A 13882-nucleotide genomic window follows, 5' to 3' on the forward strand; every position below is an offset into this window, starting at 1 on the left:
TAGGAATATAAACCATAACCAGGCAGCAGCATGAACAGAATCAACATTGCCACTGTCGAATTGATCAAACGGTTTGAGGGGTTGGGTGACGGAGACCGGGACCGGCCAGGCTTGCAACCCTATCTCTGTCCCGCCGGATTTTGGACCATCGGTTATGGCCGTCTGGTGCTCGGGCTTGAGGGCCGCCTGCTGAAGGGAGAGGTGGATCGTGCCCGCGCCCATGCCGTATATCCCGATGGGATTGATGAGGCCCGTGCCCTGACGTTCTTGATGGATGATCTGGGCAAGGTCGGGCGGCAGGTGGCAGTGCGGGTCCGCACCTTGCTGACCGATAACCAGTTCGGCGCCTGCCTGTCCTTTGTCTATAATGTCGGGATTACGGCTTTTGCCGCCAGCACCCTGCTGAAACGGCTGAATGCCGGGGACCGGGTGGGGGCGTCGGATCAGTTCCTGGGCTGGAACAAGGCGACCGATCCGCATACCGGCCGCAAGGTGGAACTGCCGGGCCTGACCCGGCGGCGTGTGGCGGAACGGGCCTTGTTCTTATCGGCATAAAGCGGCGGGCCCATCGCTTCCGGCGGAAGGACGGGCCCGTCGGCATCAGTTCACGACACTAACAGCACGGCGGTTCTGTGCCCAGACATCGGCGGATGACCCGGCCACGGCCGGGCGTTCTTTACCGAAGGATAGAACCTGAAGGCGATTAGCATCGACGCCGTTGGCAGTCAGGTAACGCCTTACGCTGTCAGCGCGCTTCTGACCCAGCGCCAAATTGTACTCACGCGTGCCGCGTTCGTCGCAGTGGCCTTCGATGGTCAAGGTGATGGCAGGGTTGGCCCGCAGCCATTCTGCCTGCTTATCCAGAGTGGCGGCCGCTTCTGGCGACACCTCGAACTGGTCCAGGGCGAAGAAGACCCGATCACCGATCTGCGCCAGTTGCTGCTGCGGTGTCAGGTTGGCCGTCAAGTTCGACTGTTCCACGCCGGTGGTTCCGGCGCCAGAACCGGGGAAGGGCGTTGTGTAACCACCGCCAGTATTGCTCGCTTGCTGATCGCTGTCGCGGACGGAGGAACAGGCCGCCAGCAGCAGCAGGGGGGCCAGCAGCAGAGGATTGGTGCGCTTCATCTTTTGATCTCTCATTCCCAGATGTTTCCACCGGCATGCAGTGCCGGCAGCCCCCCATCATCCAAGCCTGTGATTACGGCGGGACTTGGACCAAAGCCGGGCCTGTGTTGGGCAGGCGCTGCATGGCACGGATTAGGGATGGGGTGGCGGCCAGATCAGGCGTGGCCGATATCCGATGATAGCATGGAGAGGTTGATGCCCAGCTTGGCCAGCGCCCGCTCCCATTTGCCGTCCAGATCGCTGTCGAACAGGATGGCGCTATCGGCAGGTGCGTGCAGCCAGCCATTCTGCTGCATCTCCTGGTCCAACTGTCCGGGGCCCCAGCCGGCATAACCCAGGGCCAGAATAGCTTTTTCGGGCCCGTGCCCTTCGGCCACAGCCCTCAGAATGTCGACTGTTGCCGTCAGCACCACCTGATCGCCCACCGGCATACTGCCGTCCTGGTGATAGTCGGGGCTGTGCAGGACAAAACCCCGCCCCGATTCGACCGGTCCGCCAAAATGGACGCGCAGTTCCCGCGCCGGGCGGGTCACATCAATGTCCAACTGTTGGAGCAGGCTGGTAAAGCTGATCCCGTCGAACAACCGGTTCACCACCAGCCCCATCGCACCATCTGCATTATGCACGCATATGTAGATCACGGTCTTCTCGAACCGTGGGTCCGGCATCTGCGGCATGGCGATCAGCAGATGGCCGGTAAGCGATGTCAGGGGCTTCTTCTGGGGCTGCGGCATGGCGATGCGGGTCTGTTTTGACGGGAGACAATCATAGCAGTCGCCAACCGTAACGGGGGTGTTTTTCGACACCTGACCCTTTTGCTTGTCGCGGGGCCGGGTGTGGCCTAGAAACGGGCCATATGTTTTCGTCAACAACCCCCCAGGGGAGGACAAGCAGATGAGCGTGAAGGTTGGCGACCGTGTCCCGTCGGTCACCCTGAAGCACCTGACCGAATCCGGCATGCAGGAGGTCAGCACCGACGATCTGTTCAAGGGCAAGAAGGTCGTGCTGTTCTCAGTACCGGGCGCCTTCACCCCCACCTGTTCGGCCAAGCATCTGCCGGGCTTCGTGGACAATGCCGAGGCGATCAAGGCCAAGGGTGTTGAGGATATCGTCTGCATGGCCGTGAACGACCCGTTCGTCATGCAGGCCTGGGGCAAGGCCAACAATGTGGCCGGCAAGGTGACCATGCTGCCCGATGGCAACGGCACCCTGACCAAAGCCCTGGGGCTGGAGATGGACGGCACCGCCTATAATCTGGGTCATCGCGGCCAGCGCTTCGCCCTGGTGGCCGAGGATGGCGTGATCACCCGCCTGGAAGTGGAAAAGCCCGGCGCATTTGAAGTGTCGAGCGCTGAGTATGTTCTGAAAGTGCTGTGATCGGCCAGCAGGCTGGTTCGCAGAAAGGAACGGGCCGGAGCGGAGACGCATCCGGCCCGTTGTCTTTGTTGAAGATGCCGGCCTTGAGGGGACGTCTGGCGGGCGGGTGTGAACCCCCGGGCGGCGCGTAAAAGCGGCCCGGATACACCCAAATCCGGGTACCCGCCCGGCTGTTGAGACCTGTTTCCGCGCCCACATCATATCCCGACCGCGCTTAGATCAGACAGGGGTGCTGTTCACGCCCAGGCGGCCTCGGGATGTGGAAAACGCCAGATGTGGGGGAAAAGCGCAGGGCGCTGGTCACCCGTCTCACCCACGTCCGGCCAGCAAACTTTCTGCCGCTGCCCTGGCGGCCTGCGTGATCTCCGCGCCCGACAACATGCGGGCCACTTCTTCCAGCCGTTCTTCTAGCGTCAGGGCCACCACTTCGGTTGCGGTACGACCGGCGCTGACCTTCTTACGGACGTTCCAGTGATGCGCGCCGCGGGCGGCCACCTGCGGGCTGTGGGTCACCACCAGGACCTGCAAATCATGCTGGCCCAGCTTGGCCAGTCGCTCGCCGATGGCATCGGCCACCGCACCGCCAACGCCCGTATCAACCTCGTCGAACACCAGGGTTGGCACCGTGCCCACCTGGGCCAGGACCACCTTCAGCGCCAACATAAAGCGCGCAAGCTCACCACCCGACGCGATCTTGGCCAGCGGGCCAGGCGGGGTGCCGGGATTGGTGGCCACCTGGAAGGCGATGTCGTCGATGCCCGCCGCACTCCATCCTCCTTCGCCCAGTTGTTCCACCTTGGTGGCAAACCGGGCTTTTTCCAGGCGCAGGGGCTTCAGTTCCACCGCCACTGCCTGATCCAGCTTGCCCGCCGCCTTCACCCGCGCCGCCGACAGGACCCTGGCGGCCTCCAGATAGGCGGCCTTGGCCGCCTCTGCCTGCGATGCCAGCTTCGATAGCAGGTCTCCCTGATCCTCAATCAGGTTCAGCTTGGTGGCCATTGCGGCGCGCAGGGTCACCAAGCCATCGACGTCAGTGCCGTGTTTACGGGCGGCGGCGCGCAAGGCGAACAGCCGTTCCTCTATCTTGTCCAGATTGCCGCCATCGCCGTCCATATCGGCGGCGAAACCCTGGATGGCGCGCGATGCCTCGCCCACCTCACTGGCCGCCTGATCCAGGACGGAGATGATGGGGTCCAGCTTGCCGCCAGCCTTATCGGCGATGCGCGACAGTGTACGCAGCGCCGAGGCCAGGGCCCGTTCCGCTCCACGCTCGCCCGACAGTTCGGTCGACGCCTGGGTCAGGCTCTCAATCAGCTTCTCACGGTGCTGCAGCACGACCCGCTGTTCGGCCAGCGACTTCTCCTCACCCTCCTCTGGGGAGAGTTGATCCAACTCCTCCACCGCGTGGCGTAAGTAATCCTCCTCGGCGCGGGCGCGGGAGGCGTCCTCGGCTGCGGAGAGGCGCGCCTGTTCCACCTGGCGCCAGGCACGCCAGGCGGTCGCGACTTTCTGCCCTTGCGCTGATAATTGGGCGTAATCGTCCAGCAGGTCGCGGTGTGTGCGCGGGTCCAGCAAGCCATGGGTGTCGAACTGGCCATGCACCTCGACCAGGGTTTCGCCCAGCCGACGCAGCAGGGTGACGCCCACCGGCTGATCATTCACGAAACAGCGGGAGCGGCCGTCATTGGTCAGGGTGCGGCGGATGACCAGCGTGTCTTCCACCTCCAGTTCCTGCTCGCGCAGAATGGCGAAGGCTGGATGGTCACCCCGCTTACCCAGGTCGAATTCGGCGGTGACGCTCGCCTGATCGCAACCATGACGGACCAGGGAACTATCGCCACGCGCGCCAAGCGCCAACCCCAGCGCGTCCAGTAGGATTGATTTGCCGGCCCCCGTCTCGCCCGTCAGCACACAAAGCCCCGGCTGGAACGCCAGCGTCAGGCGTTCGATCAGGACGACGTCGCGGATCGACAGGGTGACAAGCATGGCACAGCCGGGGCGGTAGGAAGGGGGAATCGAAACAGCCGGATCAGAACAGCCAGTCGACGGCCCGCTGGAACAAGGACGGCTTCTCGCCACGTTCGCTGCGGTTCATCAGGGCATAGGTGTCCTGGTACCAGACGGAACCAGGATAATTATGGCTCAGCAGGGCCGCATTGGCCTGCGCTTCTTCGCGGATACCCAGGGCCAGATAGGCCTCGACCATGCGATGCAGGGCTTCGGGAACATGGCTGGTCGCCTGATATTCATCAATCACGCGCCGGAAGCGCTTGATGGCGCCCATATATTCGCCCGTTGCCAAGTAAAAACGGCCGACCTCCATATCCTTGCCCGCCAGATGGTCGCGGGTAAGGTCAATCTTCAGCCGTGCGTCACGGGCATAAGGGCTGGTGGGGAAGCGGCGGACCACTTCCTGCAAATTTTTCAACGCCTCGTATGTCGTGCTCTGGTCACGACGGACATCGCTGATCCGTTCGTAATTGCACAAGGCCTTGAGATAGAAGGCGTAAGCCGCATTGCGGTTGCCAGGATGCAACGCGATGAACCGATCCAACGTCGTAATCGCATCATCATAGCGCAGCGCCTGATAGTGCGAATAGGCCGCCATCAACTGCGCCCGTACCGCCCATTGGCTGTACGGGTGCTGGCGCTCGACCTCGTCGAACAGCAGCGCTGCCTTGGTGTAGTTGCGATTGTCGATGGCGTTGGACGCCTCGGAATAGATCTGCTCAACCGGCCGCTCCACATAAGGAAGCTCGTCCTTCTTGCCCGAGCAGGCGGCGAGGAACAGGAGGGCGACCGGCGCCAGATGGCGGAGGACACGGGCGCGGCGGTTCAGACGTTCGGTGCGGAGCATCGGCAAGGACAACCAAGCAGCAAGCATGAATGCGGGATGCCTTATAGCACGCACGGGACCGCCACCGCCAAGCGGCAAACGTCACGGCCACGCACCGAAAGGCGCTTTTCAGCGAAGATGGCGTTGAATCCTGGCGGAACCATGGCGGGCATGCCGGGGAAATCACTGTTTGAAGGCCGACCGAGCGGCCAGCAGACTGGAATCCGGTTGTTCAGCCAGGAGCGCTTCGTCGGAACGCTGCCGCAATACCCTTCCGACAACATCCGGGCGAAAACAGACATGCAGGCTTTTGTCTTCCAACAACCGATCATTAAAGCGCAGGCCCGTGCGCAGGGAGCGCAGATCGGGATCGGTGGCAAGAAGATGCGACAGGACATTGCCATCAATCACCGCCATGTCCAGCCGCCCCGCCGCCAGCTTGCGCAGATTTGTGGCGTCATCGACGGCTGGCTCCACGGTCAGGATGCCATCGGCAGCCGCCCGATCAAAAGCATCGGTATTCACATAACCACGCACTGTGCCGATGCGGCGGCCAGCAAGGTCTGACAGGCTGCGCCAGGAAACCGGTGCGCCCACCCGTTCGGCAAAGCCAAGGGGGCTGCTGCCGATCGGGGTTGAGAGCAGGCATTTAGCCTCACTGGCGGCTGTCTGATATTCCGGAAAATACCCGGCATATCCCGGCGTCCGCAAACCCGTATTGACCGCACGTTGCCAGGGCATGAACTCTACAGCCAAGGCGAGACCTGCCCGTTTCAGGGTACGTTCTACGATGGCTGTGGACAGGCCACGGTTAGGCAGACTTTCTCCACTGAAGGGCGGCCAATCCAGACTGGACAGTCGAACGGTATGGCCCGCACCGTCAGGGGCGGTGTCGGCGCGAGCCACCGTTACGGCTGCCACAGGCATCAACAAGACTGCGGCCAGGCCCCAGAGGGTGGCAAGAAGCAGGCTGGGAAGAGGCCAATGCAACATCGCTCACCCTTGGAACGACGGTGACTATGCCTGATGATGACGCAAAGGCCAGTGACAGTCCCATGAAAAAAGGGGGCGCCGGCCTGGCCGACGCCCCCTTATCCGTAAGGGTGGACAATGCCTCCCCCCATCAGGCGACCGCGGCGCGGTTGTCCCACATCTCCGCATCTTCCCGACGCCAAGCGGTATTGTCCGCGAACAGGGCGCGCAGGAGCGCATTATTCATGGCGTGCCCAGGACGCAGCCCTTGGTAATGACCGAGGATCGCACCACCAGCCAGATACAGATCGCCCACAGCGTCCAGGATTTTATGGCGAATAAACTCATCTGTGTGGCGCAGTCCACCGGGATTAAGGACATGATCACCATCAATGACCACGGCATTGTCCAATGAGCCGCCCAGACCCAGCCCGGCATGGCGCATGGCTTCCACCTCATGCGCAAAACCGAAGGTCCGACAGTCCGCGACTTCCGTCTTGAAGGCGTTGTCCGTCAGGCGCAGGAAACCTTCCTGGCGGCGGATCAGCGCCGTATTCTCATAAACGATCTCGGCGCGGAAGCTGCTGACCGGGGCGGGCGACAGGCTGACCAGCTTGTCCCCATCCTGCACCCGCACCTCCCGCAGGACACGGATCACGCGGCGCGGTTGGTCTTGCTGTTGAATGCCAGCACATTCGATCAAGAAGACAAAGGGTGCGGCACTACCATCCATGATGGGCAGTTCCGGCGCATCCACTTCGACCACAACATTATCAATGTTCAGCCCACGCAGGGCCGCCATCAGATGCTCGATGGTGCCGATGGTGGTGCCATGCTCATTCTTCAGCAGGGTACAGAGACGGGTATCCGCCACCAGATCCCACCGGGCCGGGATTACGGCGCGATCAGCCGGGACGTCAGTGCGGACAAAGCTGATGCCATGGTCAACCGGGGCAGGCCGTAAGGTCATGCGGACGCGGCGCCCCGAATGGAGACCGATGCCGGCGCAGTTGATGGTGCTCTTGAGCGTCTGTTGCCAGGACATGGATTTGTCCCTTTCCCTAAAATCGACAGTAACGCCCCCTGGTGCGAAAAGCCAGCGGCTGTCCCTTCGTGATGGCTCCAATTTAGTATGGGTCCATCACGATGTGCAGTGCCATCCCACCTGCGCTGCAATGCGGTACCGCTGATCTCCGCACTGTGAAAATGCCAGAGCTTTCGTCCAGGCTCAAATCACTCTTTGTTACCGATTGTTACGGCATACGCCCGTAAGTATCTGAAACCTCTTCACAATTTTGTCGCAATTGTGGCGAAGGTAAAATGAAAGGGGCCGGTCCCCGCCGGACCGGCCCCTTGTGCACTGCGATAAGTGATTGAAAATGAACAGAGTTCACCGGGCAGGTCCACCGCCAGGGCTGCCCGGATTCCCGTCGGGTCAGTTCGCCTGACGACGCAGGAAAGCCGGAATATCCAGCATTTCTTCATCGCTCGGCGTGGCCTTCGGTCGCGGCGCAGGTTCGGGCTGCACGACCGGCTGCGGGGCCGGGGCGGCCTGACGGGCCTGGGCGTGGAACTGCGGGGCCGGCGACTGCGGGGCCGGTGCCGGCATGCGCGGCGCCGCCGGGGCCGGTTGGGGGCTGCCGCCGCCGAACAGTTTGTTGAAGAAGCCGCGCTTCTCCGGCTGCGGCGCCGGCGGCACAAATCTTTCCGGCGCCGTCGGCTGGGTGGCACGGGGGGCGCCTTCAGCCGCACGGGGCGGAATGAACGCGTCGTCGCGGCGGGCCGGAGCAGCCGGGCGCATGTCGGACGGGCGCAGTTCGTGGCTGGTCGGCGCGCTGACCATCGGCGCAGTGGCGACCGCCATGGCGGCCGTGGCCTGGGCCTCGATTGCGGGCTGTTCTTCGCCCATCGCGGTGGCGGCGGCCGGTGCCTCGGCCAGGGTGGCACCGGGCATGGGGGCCGGCGTCATCGGGGCAAAGGCCGGGGCGGCCGCACCCGGGATGGCAGCGGGCTGCAGGGCCGGGCGCACCGGGATGGGGTTGGACGGGACCGCCGGAATGCTGGCCACCGCGCTGGCAGGCGCGGCCGCCGGAGTCGGGGCGACACGGCGGCCCGACACGACCTGCAACTGCGGTTGACCGACCGGCGGGCGCTGCTGGACGGCATTATCAATGCCGGTGGCCACCACAGAGACCCGCATTTTGCCCGACATGCTTTCATCGAAGGTGGAACCGAAGATGATGTTGGCTTCGGGATCGACCTCGTCGCGGATGCGATTAGCGGCTTCGTCCACCTCAAACAGGGTCATGTCATGACCGCCCGTGATGTTGATCAGCACACCACGCGCCCCCTTCATGCTGATATCATCCAGCAGCGGGTTGTTGATGGCGGCCTCGGCGGCGTCAATGGCGCGGCGGTCGCTGTCGGACTCGCCGGTACCCATCATGGCCTTGCCCATCTCGCTCATCACTGTGCGGATATCGGCGAAGTCCAGATTAATCAGGCCGGGCATGACCATCAGGTCGGTCACGCCGCGCACGCCTGCATGCAGAACATCGTCGGCCATCTTGAAGGCGTCGGCAAAGGTCGTCTTCTCGTTGGCGATGCGGAACAGATTCTGGTTCGGGATGATCAGCAGCGTATCGACATACTGAGCCAGTTCGGCGATGCCGCTTTCGGCCGTGCGCATACGGTGTGCGCCTTCAAAATTGAAGGGCTTGGTGACCACACCCACCGTCAGGATGCCCTGCTCACGCGCTGCACGGGCAATGACGGGGGCGGCACCCGTGCCGGTCCCGCCGCCCATACCGGCGGTGATGAAGCACATGTTGGTGCCCGACAGATGGCCCAGAATCTCTTCGAGCTGCTCCTCGGCAGCAGCACGACCCACATCGGGGCGTGACCCGGCACCTAGGCCACGGGTGATGGTGGAGCCAAGTTGCACCCGCTTGGAGGCCAGGTTGCCCTGCAGGGCCTGGGCGTCGGTGTTGGCCACCACGAACTCGACCCCTTCCAGGGCCGAACGGATCATGTTGTTGACGGCGTTGCCACCAGCACCGCCGACACCGAACACGGTGATGCGGGGCTTGGTCTGCACTTCGACGCTGGGGATACCGAGTTTAATGCTCATCTGGCGGGACTCCTCTGGCGGGGGGAGGGATTCTGGAAAGGGCGCGGATCGGAAAGGTGGGATCAGGCTTTGGCTGCCGTTATCGGCGGGCGCTGGGCCTGCGGCCGGGTCTTCGGGTCATCAAAGATTCTCCCGCAGCCAGCCATTGACGCGACCCCACCAGCCGGCTGATTTCTCAGGAGCGGGGGCCAGCGCCGGCATTTCATGGTTCTGCTGCATGGCATAGGCCAGCAACCCGGCGGCGGACGCAAAGGCGGGACCGGAAACATTGGTCGCCAGCCCCCCGATACGCAGCGGGCGGCCAAGGCGCACCTGCTTGTCCAAAACATTGGCGGCCAGTTCGCGGACACCTGACAACTGGCTGGCGCCGCCCGTCAGGACCACGCGCCGGCCAGCGGCCTTGGCGAAGCCGGACTGATCCAGGCGACCATGCACCAGTTCAAAAATCTCCTCCATACGCGGCTGGATGATGCCAACCAGAAGAGATTTCGGCACATGGTTGGTCTGGCCACGCTCTTCTTCGCCCACCTGGGGCACATCGATCATCTCGCGCTCATCCGATACGGCGGACACGGCGGAACCGTAAAGGGTCTTCAACCGCTCCGCCTGGGCCACCGGCGTGGTCAGGCCGCGGGCGATATCATTGGTGACATGGCCGCCGCCCAGGGGAATGCTGTCACACCAGACCATCTTGCCGTCATTGAAGACGGCCATGCTGGTGGTGCCGCCGCCCATGTCGATGACGGTGACGCCCAGTTCCATCTCGTCTTCCACCAGACAGGACAGCCCGGCGGCGTAGGGGCTCATCACAAAACCTTCCACCCCCAGATGGCAGCGGCCGACGCAAGTGGACAGGTTGCGAACGGGGCCGGCGGCAGCCGTCACCACATTCATGCGCACGCCCAGCCGTTCCCCCACCATGCCACGCGGATCCCGGATGCCCTTTGTCCCGTCGATGGCGTAACCGACCGGAATGGAGTGGATCAGTTCGGCATCCGGTGACACGTCGAGCTTGCGTGCTTCGGCCAGGGCGCGGCGGACATCCCCATCGCCGATTTCCGCACCCATCACGGCAGTTTCGGCCGTCAGTGTCTGGCTTTCCGGCTGGCCGCCGGACAGGCTGACCAAGACCTCGCGGATCTGTTCACCGGCCATGGTTTCGGCGGCATGCACCGTTGTACCGATGGCGGTTTCGGCGGCTTCCATATCGACGATGCCGCCCGAGCGCACACCGCGGCTGATCTGGTGGCCGATGCCGACCACGCGGATGCTACCAGGATCATCCACCTTGGCGATGAAGCAGACAACCTTGCTGGAGCCTACATCCAAGGCGGCGATTGTGCCGCCACGGGGCACCTTACGGGACTTGTTTCGGGTGTTGAGGGCGCCGGGAAATGCCATGTTCGCCACTTCCTCAGGTCTTCTGCTTCTTTTCAGGGGGCTTGCGGCGCAGATCGGCCGCAGCGGCGGAGGTCTGGATCGACAGTCGATCACGGATGCGTAGATCGATGGCGACCACATCCTTGTTCAACACGTCATTTGTCTGCTGAACCATGGCCAACTGGTGCAGGGCTTCGGCCACATCATGTTCCGGCAACTTGATGTCCACGCCATTCTTCAGGCGCAGATCCCAGCGACGGCCACCGACCAGAACGGCCGCTTCCACCAACTGGCCAATGCTCGGTTCCTTGGCCAAACTGTTCAACAGAGCCGGGCCGCGCTTGGGCGCGTCCTGGCCGACCAGCAGCGGTAGGTTGGGCCATTTGGACAGGTCACTGGCTGTCAGCACAATGCCGTCGGCATCAATCAGGCGCATTTGCCGGTCATGCTGCCACAGCGCCATGGGTTCACGCTCGACAATGGTCAGGGCGATCGTATCGGGTAGCCGGCGCTCGACCCGGGCCTGACGTACCCAAGGGATCTGCTCAACGGCTTCGCGCGCCTGATGCGGATCGAAGGCCAGGATCGGAGCACCACGATGCACCGCCAATGCGGCCAGAAGGTCGGCGGGTGCCGTCTTCTCCCGGCCCACAACCGTTATATCCTGGACGGACAGGCCGGCCTCTACACTCGCTGCCAGTACCTTCTCCGTCACCGTATGCGTCAGCATCTGGGCGTAGCCGGTTCCCCAAGCCCAGGCGCCGGCCAGCACCAGAACCAGCACTGGGGCCAGGCGCCGGCCAATCTTCATGGCCGGTTCGGCCCACCGGGGCAGGGCGCGGCGACGGTTGGCCTCCTGTGCGGCGCGCAGGGTGGCGCGTTTCTGCGTTTCGGCGAAACGGGCGCGGGGATTGTCAGTGGTCACCGGGGCGGTGGGCGTCACGCGTGGCATCTTGCATGCTCCACTATCCAGGCGCAGAGATCAGCATAGCTGATGCCCAGCGAGGCGGCCTGTTCCGGCAGCAGGGATGTCGGCGTGAATCCGGGTTGGGTATTGGTCTCCAGGAAGCAGAGTCCGGCTGTACCGGGCTTTGAGTCGTCCCAGCGGAAGTCAGTGCGCGACACACCTGAACAGCCCAGCACCTGATGGGCCAGCAGCGCCAGACGCTTGGCCTCCTCCGCGACATCGGCCGGAATCTCGGCCGGGCAGACATGGATCGATCCACCATCGGCATATTTGGCTTCGTAATCGTAAAAGGCGGTGCGGGGCACGATTTCAGTCACGGTCAGGGCGCGGTCACCCATGACGCCGACGGTCAACTCACGGCCGGGAATAAACTTCTCCACCAGCACGCGTCGGCCATACACCCAGCTATCTTCTTCCAGCACCGTGAAATTGTCGTTTTCGCGCACGATGCGCACGCCGACGCTGGAGCCTTCATCCACCGGCTTCACCACATAGGGCGGGGGCAGGACATGGCCGGCCAGAACCTGTTCCTTGGTGGCGATCACGCCGTCGGCCACCGGCATGCCAACGGTTGCCAGGATGCGTTTCGTCAGGGCCTTGTCCATCGCGACAGCCGATGCCATCACCCCGGAATGGGTATAGGGCACGCCCAGATATTCAAGCACACCCTGAATCAGCCCATCCTCACCACCCTTGCCATGCAGGGCGTTAAAAATGACGTCAGGGTGAGGGGTGAGTGCCGCAACCAGACCCGCCAGATCGCGCTGCACATCAATGCAGGTGACCTTGTAGCCTTTGCTTTCCAGGGCCTCGGCGATACGGGCACCGCTGACCAGGGACACTTCCCGCTCGGCAGACCAACCGCCCAGGAGGACGGCGACATGCTTCGACCGGTTTTCCATGCCCATCACAACAGTTCCCCCATTGGCGGACGCGCGGTGACGCGTCGCCATTTCTGCCGGCCCGTCCGGCAACTTTCGCGATAACGCAAGATATGGTGTGAGGCGGCCCCAGCTTTCCCACAAGATTCGGTGTAAGCGACGGATTAAGGGGCCGCAAGCGTCAAAATGGACGCCATTTAAAAAAGCGACTCGGGGCGCTGCGACCTGTTGCAGCGGAGACTCACATTTGAAAGCGGCGGTGACATTCATGACTCACCCCCGTTCGAACGGGGTAGTCCGATCCGGCGTATTTCCCAGTGCAGATCGACGCCGCTTCTGGCTTTGACGCGCGCGCGAACCTCTTCCCCCAGCGATTCGATATCGTGGGCGGTGGCGTCACCTAAGTTCAGCAGGAAGTTGCAGTGTTTCTCGCTGATCTGCGCGCCGCCGATGGTCAACCCGCGGCAACCCGCCGCATCGATCAACTGCCATGCCTTGTGGCCGTCGGGATTGGCGAAGGTGGAACCGCCGGTTCGGGCACGCACAGGCTGGCTGTCGGCACGGGCCTGCTGGATGGCGTCGATACGCGCCTGAATGGCGGTCGGATCATCGGGCCGGCCCTGGAAGCGGGCACTGGTGAAGATCACGTCTTCGGGAACGCCGCAATGCCGGTAGGTCAGGTGCAGGTCATCACGGCTGTAGTGGCGCCTCACCCCCCGCCGGTCGATGCCGTCGGCAGACAGAATGACATCGACCGTCTCTGCCCCGTAAGCGCCGCCATTCATGCGCACGGCCCCGCCGATGGTCCCCGGAATACCCGACAGGAACTCCAGCCCGGCCAGTCCCGCACCTTGCGCTGTCAGCGCGACATTCAGGTCCAGGGCACCAGCACCGGCGATAATCCGGTCCCCCTCCACGGCTACGTCCGCGAACGGCCCGCCCAAGCGGATGACCACGCCGGGGACCCCGCCGTCGCGGACCAGCAGATTACTGGCCACGCCCATCACGGTGACGGGCACGTCGTCTGGGCAATGGGCGAGGAAGTAGGACAGGTCATCGGCATCCGCCGGACGGAAAAGCATCTCGGCCTTGCCGCCGACCCGGAACCAGGTGCTGGGGCCCAGCGGCGCGTCCGGCGTCAACCGTCCCCGAATATCGGGAGCGGCCGCCCGTAGCCGGCCGGCGAGCGCCTGCCCATCCAGCACCCGTTCCAT

Annotated in this window: 13 protein-coding genes; 2 read left to right on the top strand and 11 right to left on the bottom strand. The window is 63.5% G+C overall.

Going from position 1 to position 13882, the window contains the following annotated elements; all coding sequences use genetic code 11:
• Nucleotides 1-30: 30 nt before the first annotated feature.
• Nucleotides 31-555: a lysozyme gene (locus CHU95_RS16380; protein WP_094457419.1), complete on the top strand. Its 525-nt coding sequence runs from the start codon at nucleotides 31-33 to the stop codon at nucleotides 553-555.
• Nucleotides 556-600: 45 nt separating this feature from the next.
• Here the strand turns inward: CHU95_RS16380 and pal are convergent, their stop codons facing one another.
• Nucleotides 601-1125, bottom strand: a complete 525-nt coding sequence (gene pal / locus CHU95_RS16385; RefSeq protein WP_094457420.1) for a peptidoglycan-associated lipoprotein Pal — start codon at nucleotides 1123-1125, stop codon at nucleotides 601-603.
• A 155-nt stretch (nucleotides 1126-1280) separates the two neighbouring features.
• Entirely contained in the window at nucleotides 1281-1859 is a 579-nt protein-coding gene (locus tag CHU95_RS16390; RefSeq protein WP_094457421.1) for a YqgE/AlgH family protein, read from the bottom strand.
• Nucleotides 1860-2019: 160 nt separating this feature from the next.
• Here CHU95_RS16390 and CHU95_RS16395 point away from each other — a divergent pair, with 160 nt between their 5' ends.
• Complete coding sequence (locus CHU95_RS16395) at nucleotides 2020-2502, top strand: peroxiredoxin (protein ID WP_094457422.1); 483 nt, start codon at nucleotides 2020-2022, stop codon at nucleotides 2500-2502.
• Nucleotides 2503-2811: 309 nt separating this feature from the next.
• On the opposite strand, the gene recN is transcribed toward CHU95_RS16395, so the two are convergent.
• The 9 genes from recN to murB all read right to left on the bottom strand — a co-directional run bounded on the left by recN (nucleotide 2812) and on the right by murB (nucleotide 13882).
• Nucleotides 2812-4488, bottom strand: a complete 1677-nt coding sequence (gene recN / locus CHU95_RS16400) for a DNA repair protein RecN (protein WP_094457423.1) — start codon at nucleotides 4486-4488, stop codon at nucleotides 2812-2814.
• A 43-nt stretch (nucleotides 4489-4531) separates the two neighbouring features.
• Nucleotides 4532-5386: an outer membrane protein assembly factor BamD gene (locus tag CHU95_RS16405; protein ID WP_165772228.1), complete on the bottom strand. Its 855-nt coding sequence runs from the start codon at nucleotides 5384-5386 to the stop codon at nucleotides 4532-4534.
• Between the two features lie 135 nt (nucleotides 5387-5521).
• Entirely contained in the window at nucleotides 5522-6331 is an 810-nt protein-coding gene (locus CHU95_RS16410; RefSeq protein WP_094457424.1) for a substrate-binding periplasmic protein, read from the bottom strand.
• 130 nt (nucleotides 6332-6461) lie between these two features.
• Nucleotides 6462-7355 carry a UDP-3-O-acyl-N-acetylglucosamine deacetylase gene (gene lpxC, locus CHU95_RS16415; protein ID WP_094457425.1) on the bottom strand — a complete coding sequence of 298 codons (894 nt, stop codon included), beginning with the start codon at nucleotides 7353-7355 and terminating at the stop codon, nucleotides 6462-6464.
• A gap of 390 nt (nucleotides 7356-7745) precedes the next feature.
• Complete coding sequence (ftsZ, locus tag CHU95_RS16420; protein WP_094457426.1) at nucleotides 7746-9440, bottom strand: cell division protein FtsZ; 1695 nt, start codon at nucleotides 9438-9440, stop codon at nucleotides 7746-7748.
• Nucleotides 9441-9560: 120 nt separating this feature from the next.
• Nucleotides 9561-10841, bottom strand: a complete 1281-nt coding sequence (gene ftsA, locus CHU95_RS16425) for a cell division protein FtsA (protein ID WP_094457427.1) — start codon at nucleotides 10839-10841, stop codon at nucleotides 9561-9563.
• 13 nt (nucleotides 10842-10854) lie between these two features.
• Entirely contained in the window at nucleotides 10855-11772 is a 918-nt protein-coding gene (locus CHU95_RS16430) for a cell division protein FtsQ/DivIB (RefSeq protein ID WP_094457428.1), read from the bottom strand.
• Nucleotides 11760-12689, bottom strand: coding sequence for a D-alanine--D-alanine ligase (locus tag CHU95_RS16435; protein ID WP_094457948.1), 930 nt, complete (start codon nucleotides 12687-12689; stop codon nucleotides 11760-11762). The genes CHU95_RS16430 and CHU95_RS16435 overlap by 13 nt, the downstream gene beginning before the upstream one ends.
• A 245-nt stretch (nucleotides 12690-12934) precedes the next feature.
• Complete coding sequence (gene murB / locus CHU95_RS16440) at nucleotides 12935-13882, bottom strand: UDP-N-acetylmuramate dehydrogenase (protein WP_094457429.1); 948 nt, start codon at nucleotides 13880-13882, stop codon at nucleotides 12935-12937.

The organism is Niveispirillum lacus, assembly GCF_002251795.1.
Lineage (GTDB): Bacteria > Pseudomonadota > Alphaproteobacteria > Azospirillales > Azospirillaceae > Niveispirillum > Niveispirillum lacus.